Origin of the sequence: Sinomonas cellulolyticus (assembly GCF_014656475.1) — a bacterium.
GTDB lineage: Bacteria > Actinomycetota > Actinomycetes > Actinomycetales > Micrococcaceae > Sinomonas > Sinomonas cellulolyticus.
Map to the genome: position 1 here is coordinate 275,527 of NZ_BNCM01000005.1, position 18,265 is coordinate 293,791.

18 protein-coding genes are annotated in these 18,265 nt (G+C 70.0%); 7 read left to right on the forward strand and 11 right to left on the reverse strand.

The window, feature by feature from the left end; translation table 11 throughout:
• Position 1: 1 nt before the first annotated feature.
• The 7 genes from IE231_RS08690 to IE231_RS08720 form a co-directional block, all read right to left on the reverse strand.
• Entirely contained in the window at positions 2 to 622 is a 621-nt protein-coding gene (locus IE231_RS08690; RefSeq protein WP_189693539.1) for a PadR family transcriptional regulator, read from the reverse strand.
• The gene (gene ligM, locus IE231_RS08695; RefSeq protein WP_189693540.1) at positions 619 to 2,031 is read right to left on the reverse strand and encodes a vanillate/3-O-methylgallate O-demethylase; all 1,413 of its coding nucleotides are present in this window, start codon (positions 2,029 to 2,031) and stop codon (positions 619 to 621) included. The genes IE231_RS08690 and ligM (IE231_RS08695) overlap by 4 nt, the downstream gene beginning before the upstream one ends.
• A 35-nt stretch (positions 2,032 to 2,066) precedes the next feature.
• Positions 2,067 to 2,939: a formyltetrahydrofolate deformylase gene (purU, locus tag IE231_RS08700; protein ID WP_189693541.1), complete on the reverse strand. Its 873-nt coding sequence runs from the start codon at positions 2,937 to 2,939 to the stop codon at positions 2,067 to 2,069.
• A 7-nt stretch (positions 2,940 to 2,946) separates the two neighbouring features.
• Positions 2,947 to 3,876: a methylenetetrahydrofolate reductase gene (locus tag IE231_RS08705; RefSeq protein WP_189693542.1), complete on the reverse strand. Its 930-nt coding sequence runs from the start codon at positions 3,874 to 3,876 to the stop codon at positions 2,947 to 2,949.
• 132 nt (positions 3,877 to 4,008) lie between these two features.
• Positions 4,009 to 5,502: an aldehyde dehydrogenase family protein gene (locus IE231_RS08710; protein ID WP_189693543.1), complete on the reverse strand. Its 1,494-nt coding sequence runs from the start codon at positions 5,500 to 5,502 to the stop codon at positions 4,009 to 4,011.
• Between the two features lie 46 nt (positions 5,503 to 5,548).
• Positions 5,549 to 6,514, reverse strand: a complete 966-nt coding sequence (locus IE231_RS08715) for a VOC family protein (RefSeq protein WP_189693544.1) — start codon at positions 6,512 to 6,514, stop codon at positions 5,549 to 5,551.
• Positions 6,515 to 6,536: 22 nt separating this feature from the next.
• Complete coding sequence (locus IE231_RS08720) at positions 6,537 to 7,913, reverse strand: aminomethyl transferase family protein (RefSeq protein WP_189693545.1); 1,377 nt, start codon at positions 7,911 to 7,913, stop codon at positions 6,537 to 6,539.
• Between the two features lie 110 nt (positions 7,914 to 8,023).
• Between IE231_RS08720 and ligM (IE231_RS08725) the strand changes: the two genes are divergently transcribed.
• Positions 8,024 to 9,439 (forward strand): vanillate/3-O-methylgallate O-demethylase, encoded by a 1,416-nt coding sequence (gene ligM / locus IE231_RS08725; protein ID WP_189693546.1) that lies wholly within the window; start codon positions 8,024 to 8,026, stop codon positions 9,437 to 9,439.
• A 115-nt stretch (positions 9,440 to 9,554) separates the two neighbouring features.
• On the opposite strand, the gene IE231_RS08730 is transcribed toward ligM (IE231_RS08725), so the two are convergent.
• Positions 9,555 to 10,199 carry a GntR family transcriptional regulator gene (locus tag IE231_RS08730; protein WP_189693547.1) on the reverse strand — a complete coding sequence of 215 codons (645 nt, stop codon included), beginning with the start codon at positions 10,197 to 10,199 and terminating at the stop codon, positions 9,555 to 9,557.
• A gap of 160 nt (positions 10,200 to 10,359) precedes the next feature.
• Here IE231_RS08730 and IE231_RS08735 point away from each other — a divergent pair, with 160 nt between their 5' ends.
• From IE231_RS08735 to IE231_RS08760, 6 genes are all read left to right on the forward strand, one after another.
• The gene (locus IE231_RS08735; RefSeq protein WP_189693548.1) at positions 10,360 to 11,142 is read left to right on the forward strand and encodes an ABC transporter ATP-binding protein; all 783 of its coding nucleotides are present in this window, start codon (positions 10,360 to 10,362) and stop codon (positions 11,140 to 11,142) included.
• On the forward strand, positions 11,129 to 11,839 hold the full coding sequence (locus tag IE231_RS08740) for an ABC transporter ATP-binding protein (RefSeq protein ID WP_189693549.1): 711 nt from the start codon (positions 11,129 to 11,131) through the stop codon (positions 11,837 to 11,839). Before IE231_RS08735 ends, IE231_RS08740 begins: the two co-directional genes overlap by 14 nt.
• A gap of 5 nt (positions 11,840 to 11,844) precedes the next feature.
• Positions 11,845 to 12,726 carry a branched-chain amino acid ABC transporter permease gene (locus IE231_RS08745; RefSeq protein ID WP_189693550.1) on the forward strand — a complete coding sequence of 294 codons (882 nt, stop codon included), beginning with the start codon at positions 11,845 to 11,847 and terminating at the stop codon, positions 12,724 to 12,726.
• Positions 12,726 to 13,841 (forward strand): branched-chain amino acid ABC transporter permease, encoded by a 1,116-nt coding sequence (locus IE231_RS08750; protein ID WP_189693551.1) that lies wholly within the window; start codon positions 12,726 to 12,728, stop codon positions 13,839 to 13,841. The genes IE231_RS08745 and IE231_RS08750 overlap by 1 nt, the downstream gene beginning before the upstream one ends.
• Complete coding sequence (locus IE231_RS08755; protein ID WP_189693552.1) at positions 13,838 to 15,094, forward strand: ABC transporter substrate-binding protein; 1,257 nt, start codon at positions 13,838 to 13,840, stop codon at positions 15,092 to 15,094. Before IE231_RS08750 ends, IE231_RS08755 begins: the two co-directional genes overlap by 4 nt.
• Positions 15,095 to 15,188: 94 nt before the next feature.
• Positions 15,189 to 15,974, forward strand: a complete 786-nt coding sequence (locus IE231_RS08760; RefSeq protein ID WP_189693553.1) for a potassium channel family protein — start codon at positions 15,189 to 15,191, stop codon at positions 15,972 to 15,974.
• A 17-nt stretch (positions 15,975 to 15,991) separates the two neighbouring features.
• Here the strand turns inward: IE231_RS08760 and IE231_RS08765 are convergent, their stop codons facing one another.
• From IE231_RS08765 to IE231_RS08775, 3 genes are read right to left on the reverse strand one after another with little or no spacing between them, the layout of a single operon-like run.
• Positions 15,992 to 16,504 (reverse strand): hemerythrin domain-containing protein, encoded by a 513-nt coding sequence (locus IE231_RS08765; protein ID WP_189693554.1) that lies wholly within the window; start codon positions 16,502 to 16,504, stop codon positions 15,992 to 15,994.
• Between the two features lie 52 nt (positions 16,505 to 16,556).
• Positions 16,557 to 17,288 (reverse strand): maleylpyruvate isomerase family mycothiol-dependent enzyme, encoded by a 732-nt coding sequence (locus IE231_RS08770; RefSeq protein ID WP_229866603.1) that lies wholly within the window; start codon positions 17,286 to 17,288, stop codon positions 16,557 to 16,559.
• 32 nt (positions 17,289 to 17,320) lie between these two features.
• Positions 17,321 to 18,124 (reverse strand): alpha/beta fold hydrolase, encoded by an 804-nt coding sequence (locus IE231_RS08775; protein ID WP_189693556.1) that lies wholly within the window; start codon positions 18,122 to 18,124, stop codon positions 17,321 to 17,323.
• Positions 18,125 to 18,265: the final 141 nt, after the last annotated feature.

The following is an 18,265-nucleotide window of genomic DNA, read 5'->3' on the forward strand; positions in this document are numbered from 1 at the left end:
CTCAGGCGCCGTTGGCGCCCGAGCCGGCCCACTCGCCGTCGGCCGCTTCGAGCCCGTCGACGAGCGCGAGGCCGCGACGCGCCCAGTCGATCTCGCCCCGGGCCCGCTCCACGAGCCCCTCGTACGTGAACCGCTTGAACGCGACGGTCCGCTCCCGGTCAGGCGGCGGAGTTGCGGCGAGGCGCCTGGCCAGCATCGGATTGTCCAGCGCCGCGATCCGCTTCAGCTCCCCCTCCCACTGCGCGAGCTCCCCCTCCCACTGGGCAATGTGGGCGCGGAAGAACTCGCGCGCGGCCGCGGGCGTGCTCGCCTCCAGGTAGGCGGCCCGCAGGTGGGCGGGATCGCGGACCCGAGCGTACTCGAGAGGGCTGCGCATCCACTCCTGGAAGGCCCTCTCCCCCGCGTCGGTCACGTGGTACACGCGGCGCGTGCCGCGCTGGCCCCTCGCCTGCTCCTCGCCCTCGACCAGGCCCTCGGCCTCCATCTTGCGCAGCTCGGGATAGATCTGGGAGTCGGGAGCATGCCAGACGTGACCCACCGAGAGGGCGAACTGCTTCTGCAGGTCGTACCCCGAGAGGGGCCCGACCCGCAGCAGCGCGAGCAGGGCGAAGCGCAGGCTCATGCGGTCTTGTAGCCCGTCCGCCACCCTCCGTGGTACTCCGAGCGGGCCACGGCCGAGTAGGGCACCGGGCTCACGACGGCGCGCACCTCGAGCTGCTCGTGGGGCTCGACGGCGGCCTTGCTCGTGCCGCCGTCCGGCTCGCCCCAGACGACCTTGACCTCGGCGCCCTCGGGCACGTCCGGATTGACCGTCCCGAGGGAGAGCGCGGTGCGCTCGTTCGCGCTGTACCCGGTGAACATCGAGAAGCCGACGACGTTCCCGCCCGCGTCGACGACCGAGTCGTAGTTGGCTGAACCGTAGTTCGCCAGGGGCAGGTCGAAGAACTTGTAGTGCGGCCCGTCGACGTCGAACAGGGAGCCGAAGAGCTTCGTCATGTCCTCGGCGTTCCACGCGAGGGTGACCTTGCGCCGCTGGGTGGCGGGATCGACCTTCTCGAGCGCGTCCCGGCCGACGAAGTCATGGTCGAACTTCACGAACGAGCCGTAGCCGAGCTCCCACGGGGTCAGGTAGTAGTCCTCGATCCGGTCCGAGACGAAGGATCCCGCAAGCGTGGCGGTGGCCTCGTAGCCGTCCGCGGGGAGCCATTCGCGGTACGCCCGCTCTGCCTCGCCCGTGTAGATCGCCGGCAGCGGCGACGGGATCCATCCGGACTCGAGCGTGTTGGACGGGTAGGCGCGGGAGCCCACGGGCACGAGCCCGAACTCTGCACCCGCCTCGACGATCGCATCCCGGATGCGGTCATGGTCCTCGTACGGGCCCCAGATCTCCAGGCCAGGAGCGCCCGCCATGCCGTGCCGGAGGGTGCGCACGTTGGTGCCCTCGATGCCCATGGTGGACATGTTGAAGAACTTCAGCTGCTCGAGCTCGCCGCCGTTGAGCTTCTCGATCACCTGCCATGCCGCAGGACCCTGGATCTGGAAGCGGTAGTACTGCCGGGACACGGCGTGGCCGTACGGCCGGGAGGGCGAGCGGCGGTCCACGGTGATGTCGAGGTTGCCGTAGCCGCCCGTCTCGCCGTGGAACAGGAGCCAGTTCGCCGCGGGCGAGCGGCCTACGTACACGTACTCGTCCTCGGCCTCGCGGAAGAGGATGCCGTCACCGATCACGCCGCCGTTGGAGGCCACCGGGACGTACTGCTTGGCCCTGTTGACGGGGAAGTTCGCGGTCGAGTTGATCGCGGTCGCCGTGATGAGCTTGATGGCGTCGGAGCCCTTCATGAACAGGTTGTCCATGTGGTGCGACTGGTCGTAGAGCACGGCGGTGTCGCGCCATGCCTGCTGCTCCTTGATCCAGTTCTGGAAGTCGGCGGGGACCACGGGGTAGATGTACGAGCCGATCTGGGAGTTGCGCAGGAGGTCGACTGTGCTCTTCGACGCGTCCAAGACTTCCTGCAGATTCTTCGGTGCCACGGTGAACCTCTCGTTCTGTCTGGGATGGATGGGATCTAGAAGACGATGGTGTGGTTGCCGTGCCGGATGACCCGGTCCTCGGCGTGCCACTGGACGGCGCGCGAGAGCACGGCCCGCTCCACGTAGGCCCCTCGGGCCGCCAAATCGGCAGCCGTGTGGGCGTGGGTCGCACGGGCCACGTCCTGCTCGATGATGGGGCCCTCGTCGAGGTCCTTGGTCACGTAGTGCGCTGTGGCGCCGATGAGCTTCACTCCACGCTCCTTGGCCTTGCGGTACGGCGCGGCGCCGATGAAGGCCGGCAGGAAGGAATGGTGGATGTTGATGAGCGGGACGCCGATGCGGTCGAGGAAGTCGGACGAGATGATCTGCATGTAGCGGGCGAGGACCACGAAGTCGACGTTGCCGTGCAGCAGCCTGAGGATCTCGGCCTCCGCGGCCGACTTGTCCGGTCCCGAGGACGGGACATGGAAGAACGGGACGCCGAACGAGCGGACGTCCTCCGCCGTATTCGTGTGGTTCGAGATCACCATGGGGATGGTCACCGGCAGCTCGCCGCGGCGGTGGCGCCACAGGAGCTCGAGGAGGCAGTGGTCCGAGGTGGAGACCATGATGGCCATCCGCTTGGGCACGGACCGGTCGGTGAGGGTGAACTCCATCCCCATCGGCCCGAGCGTGCGGGCCAGATCCTCCTCGATCTCGGGCAGCGCCGCGGCGAGGTCCGGCCGGACGAACTCGACGCGCTGGAAGAAGTCACCGCCCACCGGGTCGGAGGAGTACTGGTCCAAGGTGAGGATGTTGCCCCCGTTGCGGGTGACGAGGCCCGCGACGGCGGCGACGATGCCGGGCCTGTCCGGCCCGTGCACGATCAGGCAGGCCTGGTCCTTCCACGCCTCCGTGTGCACCGCCATCTGCGCGTCAGCTCCGCTCGGCGACGAAGGCGCGGGCCCAGTCGGCCGTGGCCGCGAGGCCGCCGAACGTGTAGAAGTGCAGGCCGACCCGGCCGGCGATGCCCTCTCCGGCCGCTGGCCCTGCGAGGGCGTCCCCGCCTGCGGGCCCGGCGCTCCGGGGCGAGGCGAGCGCGGCGGCGAGGTCGTCCACGAAGCGGTCGGGACCGGCGTCGCCCATCAGGTTGGTGAGCGAGAAGCCGTACTTCTTCACGATCATGGCGTTGGCGCCTACGCCGAAGCGGCGCGCGAAGTTCAGCAGCCGCTTGATTCCCGCGGGGCCGGGCGTGCCCACGCGGATCATCGCGTCGATGCCGTTGGCGCGCGCGGCGTCGATCCATGCCGTCACCGGGTCCGTGTCGAAGGCGAACTGGGTGATTACGAACATCTTGAGGCCCTGGTCCCGCAGCGCCGCCGCCTTGTCGAGGAGGGCGCCCTCGAGCAGGTCGTGGGTGATGTCCGGGTGGCCCTCGGGGTAGCCGCCGACGCCCACCTCCCGCACGCCGAAGTTCTGCAGGACGCCGCTCGCGATCACGGCGTGGGAGTCCTGGTAGGGGCCCTCGGGCGTCACGGGGTCGCCGCCGATCACGAAGATCCGCTCGGACGCGCCGATCTCCTGCAGCCGGCCGAGGAACTCCTCGAGCTGGCCCTGGGACTTCAGGCGGCGGGCGGAGACGTGCGGGACGGGGACGAATCCGTTCTCCAGCGCGGCCTTGGCGGCCGCGACGCGCATCTCGAGGTCCTCATTGCCGAGGAAGGTGACGTTGATCCTCGTCCCGGCGGGGATGCGGTCCTTGGCCTCGAGGAGGCCTGGGACGTCCTTGCCGGTCATCTCGAGGGAGAAGTCCTCCATGAGTTCGAGGGATGCGGCGCGATTCGCCGTGGATGCACTGCGGGCCATGTCCGTCTCTCCTTCTGTGAGGCGCCTCACTGCGCCCCCTGATGAATTTACCTATGTCGATAGGGAATGTCCATAGGTATGTTGTGGGCGCGGTGCTTCCCTTGCCGCACCGCGCCCACAACGGCGGCCGGTTCAGCCCGCGGCGAGCGCGTCCGGGTCGAGGTGGGCGATGGAGCGCGTGTCCTGGAACGCCCGGACGCCCTCGATCCCCTGCTCGCGGCCGAACCCGGACTGCTTCATGCCGCCGAACGGCGCGCGCAGGTCGAGCCGGGTGGCCCCGTGGTCGTTGACCCAGACATAGCCGCACTCGAGCTGGCGCCCGATCCGGTTCGCATGCTCCGGGTCGGCGGACCAGACGGAGCCGCAGAGCCCCGCCCACGTGTCGTTCGCTGCCGCAACGGCCTCCTCCTCGGTGTCGAACGGCAGGACGGGGATGACCGGCCCGAACTGCTCGTGCGTCACGACCCGCAGCGAGGGATCGGGGTCGATCACGATCGCCGGGCGGAGGAAGTTGCCCCCTGCCAGCTCGGGATCCGACGGCAGCTCCCCGAACTCCCGGACCTCGGCGCCGGAGGCCTTGGCCTCCTCGATGAGCTCGGCGACGAACGCCTTCTGCACGGGCGAGTGGAGGGGTCCCATCGTGGCGCCCTCGTCGAGCCCGTAGCCGATCACGGCCCGCTCGAGCCGCGCGGCGAGGCCTGCGACGACATCGTCCATCCGCGAACGGTGCACGTAGATCCGCTTGGCATTCATGCAGATCTGGCCGATCGTGTCGAACACCGCCGCGTAGAGGCGGTCGAGCTCCGCGTCGTCGAGCGTGGCGTCCTCGAGCACGACGGCGGGATCGTTGCCTCCCAGCTCGAGCGTCACCCGCGTGAGCGAGCCCGAGGCCATCTGCATGATGCGCTTCCCGCCGGCCACGCTCCCCGTGAAGCACACCTTCGCGATGTCCGGGCTCGTGATGAGCGCGGACATGTCCGCGTCCTTGCCGGTCACGACGTTCAGGACGCCGGGCGGCAGCTTCTCCGCCACGCGCTGGACGACGCGCGTCGTGGCCAGGGGCGTGGTGGGCGGCGGCTTCACGATGGCGGTGTTGCCGGCGAGCAGGGCGTGTGGAAGGGAGGCGCCGAGGATGGCGATCGGCCAGTTGAACGGCACGATGACGGTGACCACGCCGAGCGGCTGGTACCCGACCGTCGTCGTGACCGGGATGCCGGGTGCGGGGTCGAGCACCTTGCCCGCATCCACCTCGTCGGCGAGGGCGAGGGCGAGGTTCCACCGGATCTCGAACACGAGCGAGTCGACCCACGCCTCCATCCGGATCTTGCCGTTCTCCTGGGAGAGGATCGCCGCGTCCTCGTCGCGGGCCTCGGCGATCCCGGCGATCGCCGAGGCCATCTGCGCGGCGCGCTCCTGCGGGCTCAGGGCGCTCCACGCGGGGTACGCGGCCTTCGCTGCGGCGATCGCGTCTTCGACGTCGGCCTGGCTCGCGGCGGCGGCGTGCCCGACGACGGTGCCCGGCTTCCCGGGATCCGCCACCTCGAGCGTCGCGTCCGTCTGGCGCTCGCGTCCGCCGATGTACAGCCCCGTCGTGACGGGTGCCTTGGTGTTGAGTGTCTCGGTCATGGCCTGCCTCCTGGCTCCTTGCTGACCTGTTCCTGTTGGACGGTTCTTACTGCCTCACGATGGGTGTGCCGTGGGTGTGGAACGTCTCGATGGTCTTCATCCCCCAGGCCTGGCCCTTCCGGCGCTCCTCCTGGCTCCACTCGACCACGGGCGAGTCGGGGTCGAGCAGGAGCCTCGCGCCCGCGTTGGCGAGCTCGATCCGGTTCCCGCCCGGCTCCCAGACATAGAGGAAGAAGGTCTGGTTGATCGCGTGCTTGTGCGGTCCGGACTCGATGTGGATCCCGTTCTCGAGGAAGATGTCCGCGGCTTTGAGGATGTCCTCGCGGGTGTCCGGGGCGAAGGCGACGTGGTGCAGGCGGTTGCCGTGCTTGAGCCAGTCGTCGGAGTAGACGATGTCGTAGGACTTGTTGTTGAAGTGGAACCACCAGGCCGCGTAGCCGCCGTCGTCGAGCCTGATGCGCTCTGACTCGCGCCCGGCCAGCGCCTTCGCCACGAATTCGCCGTTGGCCACGACGTCCTTCGCGAGGTAGTTGATGTGGTCGAGGCGCCGCGCGTTCACGCCTCGGCCGGGGAAGGCCGAGGCCTGGTTCTTCAGCGCGGGCCTGTCGTCCGTGGCCTGGTACCGCTCGGTCTCGTAGTAGATCCCCATGTCGTGCCCGTCGGGATCGCGGAACGCGTAGGTCCGGCCGGTGCCGACCTCCCCGTCCTCCCACCCGACGCCCAGGCCCATCTCCTCGATCGCCGCGACCCTCCGCTCGAGCGCCTCGGCGCTCGAGGTGCGGAACGTCGTGCGGCCCACGCCCGCGTCGTCGGACGCGGTGAGCTTGAGGGTGTAGAGCTGGTACTCGTCCCACGTGCGCAGGTAGACGGAGCGCTTCCCGGCGGCGCCCGTCTCGGCCACGATCCGCATGGCGAGCAGGTCCTGGAAGAACCACAGGCTCTTCTCGAACGTCGGGGTCAGCAGCTCGACGTTGCCCATATGGGCCACATCGAACGAGGTGAAGTCGGTCATGGCGCCATCCTTGGTCCCGGCGCTAGCCGTCGGCCCGGTACACGGTCCGGGCGAACTCGTGGTACGGGGCGGGTGCGACCGTGGCGCGGATGCGCATCTGGCGGTGCTCGGCGTCGACGGACGCCTTGCGCGAGACCGGGTTCTCGCCCCACACCACCTCGACCTCGGCGCCGTCCGGCACGTCCGCGTCCAGTGTCGCGAGGGACATGTAGAGCTGGTCGAAGGCCACGTAGCCCGCGTCTGTCGAGATGCCCACCCGCTTCCCGTCCCGGAGCACCTCGTCCATCTGGAACAGCCCGTACCTGGCCTTGGGGAAGTCGAGGTACTTCCCCGGCGTTCCCGGCTCCATCTGCGAGCGCACGACGGCGGCGACGTCCTCGGCGTTCCACAGCAGCGTGGCCTTGCGGCGGCGCTGGTTCTCCGCGTGCTGCTCGAGGGCGGCGCGGCCGTGGAACTCGTGGTCGAACCGGACGGACCTACCGAGGCCTATGTCGTAGGGGGTCATGTAGTAGTCGTGGACATCCTCGGAGTAGAGGGAGCCGCCGATCGAGCCGGCCCGAGCCGCGCGAAGCCACTCGCGGTACTCGGCGAAGTCGTCGTCGAAGATCGCTGGGAACGGCGTGGGCACCCAGCCGGACTCGAGCGGGGAGGCCGAGTAGGCCTTCGCGCCGACGCGGCGGATGCCGAATTCCTCCCCGGCCTCCATGAGCGCGTTGAGCACGGCCTCGTTGTCCTCCCAGGGGCCGTAGAACTCGAACCCGGGCTGGCCGGCCATGCCGTGGCGGAGCGCCCTGACGGGCCGTCCCGCGATCTCGACGCTGCCGATGTGAAAGAACTTGAGGTCCGGGGCCGGGCCGCCGAACACCTTCTCCATGACCTCGTCCGCCCGGGGGCCCTGGAGCTCGTAGCGGTAGAACGTGGGCGGGCCCTGGCGCATGTGGGAGTTGGGTTCGAGCCGCGCCGAGACGTCCTCGCCGGCGGCCTGCGCCTTCTCGATGTTGAAGCGGACCCAGTCGATGAGGATGTGGTGGCCGATGAGCACGAGGCCCTCGGGGTCCTCTGCCGCGGGCGCGTGGTAGAAGAGGATGCCGTCCCCGATGAGGTAGCCGTCCCGGTTGACGGCGATGAGCTGCTTCGCGACTCCCGGGCGGAACGTCGCGAACGTGTTCGGCGAGATGGATGCGAGCAGCCCGATCAGGTCTGCGCCGCCGAGGAACAGCTGGGTCATGTGGTGCGACTGGTCCATGAGGGCCACGGTCGTGTTCCAGGCGCGCTGCTCGTCGCGCCAGTTGGTGAACTCGGGGGCCACCGGGAACGTGAAGGCCGGCCAGTCCTGGTTCCGGAGCAGTTCGACGGGACCGCCGGCCCGGCTCAGGGCGTCAGCAAGTGATTCGGTCATAGCAGGATCGCCTCCTGTGGCCAGACAACCACTCCCCTAGCCTGCGGTCAAGGCATCCAATACATTATTGTCACCAATCCCGTCGTGAACCCCTCATGAAGGAGGCCGCCATGGCCGCGAAGAACCTCCAAGACGTGCTGGACGCCGCGGGCGGCACGCCCCGGGCAACCGTCGAGCTCCTGCGCAACTCCCAGCTCGGCACCTACATCTACCCCGTGGTCCCGGCGGAGTTCACCAACTGGCGGCGCGAGCAGAAGGCCTGGCGCGAGACGGCCGTGCTGTATGACCAGACCCACCACATGGTCAACTTCTTCCTCAAGGGCCCTGATGCCCTGCGCCTGCTCTCTGACACGGGCATCAACAGCTTCGCCGACTTCCCCGTGGACACCGCGAAGCAGTTCGTCCCCGTCGCCTCCAACGGCGGCGTGATCGGGGACGGGATCCTGTTCCACGAGGCCGAGGACGAGTATGTGTTCGTCGGCCGGAACCCGGTGGCCAACTGGCTCCAGTTCCACGCCGAGACCGGCGGGTACGACGTCGAGTACGTCTACGACGACCGCTCGCCCTCGCGCCCCTACGGGCAGGCCGTAACGCGCAAGTACTATCGGTTCCAGGTCCAGGGGCCCAACGCGTGGCAGGTCATCGAGAAGCTCGCGGGCGGCACGGTGGAGAAGGTCAGGTTCTTCCACATGGGCCACCTCGAGATCGCGGGGCAGCCGGTCCGCACGCTCCGCCACGGCATGGCCGGCGCCCCCGGGCTGGAGATCTGGGGCCCGTACGACCAGCACGGAGCCGTTCGCGATGCCGTGCTCTCCGCGGGGGCCGAGTTCGGGATCGAGCCGTGCGGCTCGCGGGCCTACTCCTCGAACACCCTCGAGTCCGGCTGGATCCCCTCGCCGCTGCCGGCCATCTACACCGGGGACGCCGAGCGCGCCTACCGCGAGTGGCTCCCGGCCACGGGCTACGAGGCCATCAACGCCCTCGCGGGCTCGTTCGTCGCCGACAGCATCGAGGACTACTACCTCAATCCGTGGGAGCTCGGATACGGCTCGTTCGTGAAGTTCGACCACGACTTCATCGGCCGCGACGCGCTCGAACGGCTCGACACCTCCGCGCAGCGCCGCAAGGTCACGCTCGCGTGGAACGATGCGGACCTCGCCTCGATCTGGGCGTCCTTCCTGGACCGCGAGGGCCCGGGGTACCAGTTCTTCGACCTGCCGAACGCCAACTACGGCTCCTCGAACTACGATTCGGTGCTCGGCCCCGACGGGTCGCCCGCGGGCCTCTCGCTCTTCACGGGCGTCACCGCGAACGAGCGGCGCGGGCTCTCGCTCGCCACCGTGGATCCGGATGTCGAGATCGGCACCGAGGTCCACGTGGTGTGGGGCGAGCCGGACGGCGGCTCCCTGAAGACGACCGTGGAGCCGCACGAGCAGCTGCGGGTCCGGGCGATCGTCAGCCCGGCGCCCTATGCGGTCACGGCCCGCAAGGAGTACCACGGCGGCTGGCGCACGGCCCAGGGCTGAGCGGGGCCGGCTGGACTGAGCAGGGCCGGCTGGGCTGAGCGGGGCCCCGGCTGCGCTGAGCAGGCCCCGGCTGCGCTGACTGGGCCACCGGCCGCGCACGACGGCGCGGAGCACCTCACGCGGCCAGGTCGCGGAGGGCGTCGATGACGCTCAGGAGATGGGCGCGCACGGCGCGCTCCGCGGCGTCCGGGTCCCGGGCGAGGATCGCGTCCACGATGGCCACGTGCTCGAGGAGGGAGACCTTGGCGCGCGCCGGCTTGGACGCGAGCTTGAAGTGGTACCGGATGCTCTGCGCATAGAGCCGTGCGAGGACGCCCGCGGCGGTGGCGTGGCGGCTGAGCTCGCGGACCCGGGCGTCGAGGCGCTGGTGGAGCCTCGCGTACTCGACGAGGTCGCCCTCGTCGACAGCCGCCAGCATCGCCGCGCGCAGGCCCTCGAACTCCGCGGCCTCGGCGTCCGTGAGGCCCTCGGCGGTCTTCGCCGCGCACAGGCCCTCGAGGCCGATCCGCACCTCGAGGATCTCGATGGCCTCATCGAGGGAGATGGCACGGACCCGGGAGCCCTTGTTCGGCAGGCGTTCCACGAGGCCCTCGCTGGCCAGCTCGAGCAGGGCGGTCCGGACCGTGGCGCGGCTGGCGGAGAACGACTCGCTCAGGTCCGCCTCGATGAGGCGCTGGTTGGGTGCGTAGTCCCCGCGGACGATCGCCTCGCGGATGAGGTCGGTGACGCGTGCCTCCACGGCCGGGGCTGCAGCCGGCATGTGACCACTCGCCTTTCCCTGGTGTTGATGTCCTCGGTGCCTATTCTGGACCATTCCTCATCCAAAATCGTTGACAATTTCTACCCCCCTCCGTAGCTTCATCTCAAGCGGCCACCTCGGGCCGCTGCGGCCATGGCGACGGTGACATGGGAGGTGCTGGATGGGCGCACGCCTGAGCCTCAGCGACATCAGCCTGCACTTCGGCGGCGTCAAGGTCCTCGAAGGCGTGAGCTTCGACGTGGAACCCGGGGTCATCTTCGGGCTCGTCGGCCCGAACGGCGCCGGCAAGACCTCCCTCTTCAACTGCATCAGCGGCCACTACCGGCCCAGCTCGGGCTCCATCACGATCGACGGCTCGGAGGTGGTGGGCCGCGCGCCGTCGCACCTCGCCCACCTCGGCCTCGCCAGGACGTTCCAGCACCCCGCGCTCCAGCTGCGCGCCACCGTCCTCGAGAACGTGCTGCTCGGCGGCCACATCCGCCTCCCCGGCGGCCCCGTCGAATGGGCGCTCGGACTCCCCCGCACCGCACGGGCAGAGCGAAGCATCCGCGCCGAGGCCCGGGCGATGCTCGACGCCGCGGGGCTCGGCTGGGCGGCCGACCTCCCCGCCGACGAGCTCTCCCACGGTCTGCACAAGGGGATCGAGCTGTGGCGGGCACTGCTGTCCAAGCCCTCCCTCCTGCTGCTCGACGAGCCGGCCGCGGGCGTGTCCCACGCCGAGGTCACCCAGCTCATCGACACCGTCAGGAAGGTGCGCGAGGAGCAGGACATCACGATCGTCATCGTCGAGCACCACATGGGGCTCATCTCCGCGCTCACCGACAAGGTCGTCGTGCTGGACCATGGGCGCAAGCTCATGGAGGGCACGGCGGCGCAGGCACAGTCCGATCCGCGCGTGATCGAGGCCTACCTCGGGAAGGACGCTACGGATGACGCTGCTTGAGCTCGACGGCGTCACGGCCTCCTACGGCCCCGTCCAGGTGCTGGACGGGGTCTCCCTGAGCGTGCCCGAGGGCGGTGCGGTGGGGATCCTCGGCGCCAACGGGGCGGGCAAGACCACCACGCTGCGGGCCGTCAGCGGCACCGTGCGCACCGGCGGCCGCATCCGCTTCGCCGGCCGGGACATCCGGGGCCTGCGGCCGGACCGGGTGGCAGCCCTCGGAATCGCCCACGTCCCCGAGGGCCGCGGCACGCTCGGCCAGCTCACGGTGCGCGAGAACCTCAGGGTCGGGGCGTACCTGCGCAGGGACCGCAGGAAGCTGGCTGCGGACATCGACTACTGCCTCGACCTGTTCCCGCAGCTGCGGAACCGCATCGGCTCCCGCGCCGCAGCCCTCTCCGGCGGGGAGCAGCAGATGCTCGCCGTGGGGCGGGCGTTCATGGCCAAGCCGAGCCTGCTCCTCCTCGACGAGGCGTCCCTCGGGCTCGCGCCCGGGACGGCGAAGACCGTGTACGAGGCCATCCGCCGGCTGCGGGTCGAGTCCGGCATCGCGATGCTCGTGGTCGAGCAGAACGCCAACCTCGCCTTCACCCTCGTCGACACGGCCACCGTGCTGGAGACGGGGCGCAACGTCCTGACCGGCACCTCCGCCGAGCTCAAGGGCATGGACGAGATCCGCCGAGCCTACCTGGGGGGCTGAGACGCATGGAGACCGTGATCCAGCTCGTCGTGGACGGGCTCTCAACAGGCTCGATCTACGCCGCGCTCGCCCTCGCGATCGTGCTCGTCAACCAGGCGACGGGCCTCATCAACTTCGCCCAGGGCGGCCTCGCGGTGCTCTCGGCGTACCTCGCCTATGCGTTCGCGCAGGCCGGGGTGCCGCTCGTGCTCGCGGTGCTGATCGCCGTCGTGCTCTCCTTCGCCATCGGCGCGCTCGTGGAACGGTTCCTCATCCGCCGGTTCGAGCGCGGCGATCCGGATACGGCCGTGGTCGTGACCATCGGCCTGCTCACGCTCGTCACCGGCATCGCGGCCGTCTCGTGGGGCTACAACAACCTCCAGTTCCCCTCGCTGTTCCCGCTCACGAGCGTGAACGTGCTCGGCGCCGTGGTGAGTGTGCGGTCGCTGGCCACAACCGTGACGATCGTGGTCATCATGGTCCTGCTCCAGCTGCTGTTCCTGCGCACCAAGCTCGGCCTCGCCCTGCGCGCCGTGGCCGACAATCCTGGCTCCGCTGCCCTCTCGGGGCTTCCGGTGGGCCGGCTGCTCATGGTCGGGTGGGGACTCGCGGCGGCGCTCGGCGCGATCGCCGGTGCCCTCGTGGCGCCCCAGCTGACGCTGACCCCGGGCATGCTCGACTCCGCGCTCGTCTACGCCCTGGCCGCCGTGATCCTCGGCGGCCTCGACAGTCCCCTCGGAGCCGTCGCCGCGGCCTGGGCCATCGGCGTCCTCGAGAATCTCGTCTCCGTGTACGTGCCGTTCATCGGGCACGACCTGAAGATCGCCGTGCCGTTCGTCCTGATCTTCGTGATCCTCGTCATCCGTCCCCAAGGCCTGTTCGGGCGGAAGGTCGTGGTGCGCGTCTGATGGCCACCCTCTCCACCTCACCCCGCCGCTCCCCCAAGGGCCACGCTCCTGCGCCAGCCCGGCGCTGGGTCCGCATCGCCGCCGTGGTGCTCGTCGCCGTCGTGCTCCTCGCGGCACCCCTGTTCCTGCCCGCGATCGCCAACCAGACGCTCGTGCGCATCGGCGTCTACGCCGTGGCGGTCCTCGGGCTGAACATCGTGATGGGCTACACCGGGCAGGTCAACCTCGGGCAGATCTTCTTCGTGGGCCTGGGCGCGTACGTCACCGCCTACGGCGTGAACCACGGCTGGAACATCGTGGTCTCCTTCGTCGCCGCGTGCCTCATCGCGGGAGCCGTCGGGCTCCTCGTGGCGCTCGCCGCGGCCCGCCTCGGCGGCCTCGCGATCGCGATGGTCACGATCGCCCTGCCGATCGTCGGCGTGCCACTGGCCAAGCGCCTCGACGCGTTCACCGGCGGCTCCCAGGGCACCTCGGCCATCTTCTCCAACGCCCCCGACTGGTCCGGGCTGTTCAACGACCAGTGGCAGTACTACATCATCCTCATCGTGGCCGCGGGTGCGTTCCTCCTGGCGCGCAAGCTCGTGCGCGGCAAGTACGGGCGCGCCTTCGCCGTCGTGAAGGCCAACGAGGCCGTCGCCTCGTCCATGGGCATCTCCCCCTACTGGACCAAGGTGCTCGCCTTCACCATCGCCTCCATCTACGGCGGGGCGAGCGGATTCCTGTACCTCGCGGCCATCCAGTACACCTCCCCCGAGACGCTCAGCTTCGGCCACTCGATCAGCCTCCTCGCAGCGATGGTGATCGGCGGGGCCGGGAGCATCGTCGGATCCCTGATCGGCGGCGCCTACTACATCCTCGTGCCGCAGTGGACCAACGCGATCGACCAGAACTTCACTACGGTCAGCCAGGGCGTCATCCTCCTCGCCGTGCTGTTCCTCCTCCCCGACGGGCTCGTGAGCCTGCCGCGGGTGGTCCGCCGGCTCGGCAGGAGAGGCTCTGGCCGGGCCGGCACCGGAGGCCACCCAGCCCCGAGCGGCGCAGCCCACGAGGCTCCGCAGGACCACGCACCCCCCACCGAAGCACCCCAGGAATCAGAGAGGCAGAATCGATCATGAACGTTTCGAAAGGGACCCGGGGGCTCCTCGGCGCGGTTGCCATGGCGTCCGTCCTCGCCCTCTCGCTGACCGGCTGCCGCGGCAGCGCCGGAGGCGGCGAAGGCACGGCCGCCGCGTCGCCGGGCATCACGGACACCACCATCACCCTCGGGATCACGACGCCGCTCAGCGGCGCCACTGCCGGACCCGGCACCTGCACGGTGGCCGGCGCGAAGGCCTACTTCGGCGCGAAGAACGCCGAGGGCGGCATCAAGTTCGGCGACGGCAAGACTCGCAAGGTCGAGATCAAGACGTACGACGACGCGTATGACCCGCAGAAGTCCCTCTCGAACTTCCAGCAGATGGTCTCGGACGGGGTGTTCGCCGAGGGCATCGGCCTCGGCACCCCGACCAACCGCGCCTTCCGCGAGGCCGCGATCAGCCAGAAGGTGCCGCAGGTCCTCGTCATGACCGGCGATCCGCTCTTCAGCGACCAGAAGCAGAGCCCCTGGCAGCTCGGCCTCGTGCCGATCTACCAGAACGAGGGCCAGGCGTTCGGCAAGCTCGTCGCCTCCTCGAGCGGGCAGCACAAAGTCGCGATCCTGTCGCAGAACGACGACTACGGCAAGGGCTACGTCGCCGGCTTCAAGGACGCGATCAAGGGCGCCTCGAACATCACGGTGGTCGGCGAGCAGACCTACGAGGCCACGGACACCTCCGTGGACGCGCAGATCACCCAGCTCGCCGCAACCGGCGCAGACATCTTCTTCAACGCCATGTCGATCACTCCTCTGACCATTGCCTCCCTGCAGAAGGCGCAGCAGATCGGCTGGAAGCCCAGCTGGTTCCTGCCCTCCAACACCTCCAGCCCCACGGCGATCCTCGCCCCCGGGAAGGCCGAAGCGTACCCCGGCGTGTACTCCGTCTCCTTCTCCAAGGCGCCGCAGAGCCCGGAGTTCGCCAAGGACGACGACGTGGTGAAGTTCCTCTCGGACCTCAAGCAGTACGGCAACTACCAGGACATGCCGGCCTTCCCGCACTGCATGTGGAGCTACATCGCGGGAGCCACCCTCGACCAGGCGTTCCAGCACATGACCGAGCCCACCAGGGACTCCTTCATGAAGGCGCTGCGGAACATCAAGAGCTACGCGGCCCCGCTCATGCTCCAGGGCACGGACGTGGACACCACGGTGGACGGCCAGCCGGCCATCTCCAAGGTCCTGGTCCAGAAGTACAACGGGAAGGGCTACGCGACGGCGAAGTCGTTCGGCTGATCCCGAGGGCCCGCGGCGTGGGCGGGGCTGGTCGGGCGCTCCTTGCCGCTCCCCCTCCCCGCCGCGGCGCTACGCCGGGCGGTACCCTTCCAGCATGAGCCAGGAACGGTGGCGGCGGCTGACGGAGTGGCCCACGCTCGTGGCCGCCCTCGTGTTCCTGGCGGCCTACTCGGTGCAGGTGATCGGGAACCTTCCCCCCGGCGACACCGACTGGGCCGAGTACATCCTGTGGGTCTCCTGGTCCGTGTTCGTGGTGGACTACGTCGGCCAGCTGTGGCTCGCTCCCCGCCGCGGCCGCTGGTTCGTGCACAACCTTCACGAGCTCGCGATCCTCGCCCTGCCCGCACTGCGGCCGTTCCGCGTGATCACGTTCCTGCGCGTCATGCACAACAAGGCGGGCAACGCGCTGCGCGGGCGGCTGCTCCTCTACGTCATCGCGGCCGCGACGACGCTCGCGTACTGCGGCGCGCTCACCGTGGAGGACGTCGAGCAGAACATCCCCGGCGCCAACATCCGCAGCTTCGGCGACGCCATCTGGTGGGCGCTCGAGACCATCACGACGGTCGGCTACGGCGACCACTACCCCGTGACCGTGGTGGGCCGCCTCGTCGCCGCGGGCCTGATGGTCTCGGGCATCGCCGTCCTCGGTGTGGTCACCGCGTCGATTGCCGCGTGGCTCGTCGAGACGGTCACGACGCGGACGGCGGCCGAGGTCGTCGCCGAGGTCGAGGAGGACGTCGAGGAGGTGGAGGCCGAGGTCGAGGCGCTGGACACGACCCTCGAGGCGAGGGTGCAGGCCCTCGCGGAGCAGGTGGCCCGGCTCACGGAGGCGCTCGAGGCGGAGCGCGCGGACCGCGTCTCCCACCCCCAGGACGGCTAGCCTGCAGGGCGGCTAGGTCACTCGTTCTCGCGCACGTACTGCTTCGGGTCCCTGTCGTGTGCCTCGATGCCGCCGGCGTGCTCGGCCTCGAACGCCGCGAAGGCCACGGCCATGGTGTGCCGCTCCTCGAGGCTCACGTGCCGCCGGAAGTCGGTCAGCCCCTGGCGCTCCTCTTCGGCCATATGGTCGCCGTTGACCTTGTTGACCTCCTCAACGGCCCGCAGCCATTCGACCGAGCCCACCGGGTGGCCCTCGACCCCGACGATGGCGTCCCGGATCTCGTTGTGGTCATGGATTGCGTCCTCGGTCTCCTCGTCGGGCGACTCCTCGGCAATGCGGTCCTGCTGCAGCTTCAGCAGCCGCGGGTAGAAGAGCTTCTCCTCCGCGGCTGCGTGCACCTCCAGCAGGATGCGCAGCCGCTTCCACACGGATCCGAGCGCCTCGGTGTTGTCCGGGGAGACCTCTTCGAGGATGCCGAACATGCGGCGCTGCTCGTGGTGGTCGTTCAGAATGACCTCGGTGACGTCCACGGTCGTGTCCTTCCGTCGCAGCTGCGTCCGATCCTCGTGCGTCGAATCGGTTTTATGGGGTGAGCTTGGCCGCCCGGAGCGTCTCTGCGAGCTCCTGGGAGCAGCCCCGGAGGGGCTGGCGGCCCCACAGGCCAAGGTACACATCCGCCGCCGTGCCCGTCACGGTCCCGAGCGCCGAGCCCGCGTGCGGCCCATCCCCCACCGCCGGTGACTCGAGCACGGTTGGCGCGTCCCCGCCGTCGTGCGTCACCTCGAAGCGCACGACGCCGGGCAGTGCGCTCGAGCGGCCGAGCCTCACCTGGCGCGGGTAGAAGCCCTCGAGGATTTCGCGGATGCCGTCGAGGGCGAGGTCCGCGTCGAGGTGCCACTGGTCCCCGTAGCGGAAGGCGTTGAGCAGGTCGAACAGGTGCACGGCGGTCTCGTGGAGCTGGCGGCGGGCCCAGAAGCCGGCCACGCGGTCGCCCCAGAGCGTCCACGCCGGCGCGTCGGGCCCGGCGGCCCGAAGCGCATCGACGAGGCGTTCGGCGCTCGTGCGGTACCAGCGCACGAGGTCCGCATCTGCCGGCCTCTCAGCTCGGGGCGGCGCGTGCTCGGCACCCAGTGCGTCGGCCGCCCAGCGGTGGATCGTGGCGAGGTGGTCCACGAGGTCCCCGATCCGCCACCCGGTGCACGTGGGCACGGGCTGGCCGAGCCGGGCCTCGTCGACCACCTCCTCGGCGACCTCCGCGAACACCCGCGTGAGGGATTCGACCTTGTCTACGGCGTCAGCGAAGGCCAGCGGCATCTCGGTCACAGGACGAGCGTAGCGGGCAGGGCCTAGGCGTTCGGGAGGAACTCGCGGACCGCCTGGGCGAAGACCGCCGCGTCCACGTTGTGCGTCTGGCCGTCGAGGAGTCCGGTTCTGGCCCCCGGGATGGCCGCGGCCACCGCCTCGGCGGCCGCGGGGAGGAAGTCGGGGCTCGCCCCGCCGGCGAGGACGAGGGTGGGCGCAGTGATGCGGCCGAAGTCCTCCGCGGGGACCACGGCATCCTCGCCCATGGCGGCGTTGTCGTACGCCAGCGTCGGGGCCAGCCGCACCGCGGCCTCCCAGAAGGGCTCCTTGCGCGATCCGTCGATGGCCGCATCCGGCAGGCCCACGTAGCGCAGGAAGGTGGTGAGGGCGCCGTCGTTGTCCCCGTCGCCGAGGGTGGCATTGAGGTTCTCGGTGTACTGCTTGGCGCGGGCCACGCCGGCCTCGTCGGTCATGAACGGCGGCTCCCACATCACGAGGGCGCGCACCGGCAGCACCGCGGCGGCCCGGGCGGCGAGTGCCGCGCCGGAGGAGAAGCCGACGACGGCCGCCGCTGCCCCGCCGTCGTGCGAGGTGGCCGCCCCGGCGGCGTCGAGGAGCGCGGCGATGTCCTCGATCTCGCGCTCGACAGCGAACGGGAGGGTGTCGGTGCTGTCCCCGCGGCCGCGGCGGTCGTAGTTGTAGACGGTGAAGTCCTCGGCGAGGGCCTGAGCGAGGTGGGCGTCCCCGCGGCGGTCCACGGAGGCCCCGGAGACGAGGATGACCGCGGGGCCGGAGCCCAGGCGGTCGTAGGCGATGGTCGTTCCGTCAGCAGATGTGAGGCGTTCCATGGGTCCACCCTAGGCCAGGGGCGAGCCGGGGAGCCGGTCTCCGCGTGCAAAACCTGTGGGAGTCCCGACTGGTGGGGCCGCCCATGAGAAATGTCGGAGGGGTTGGCTAGGGTGAAGGGACTGGGGGGATCGAGCAAGGGG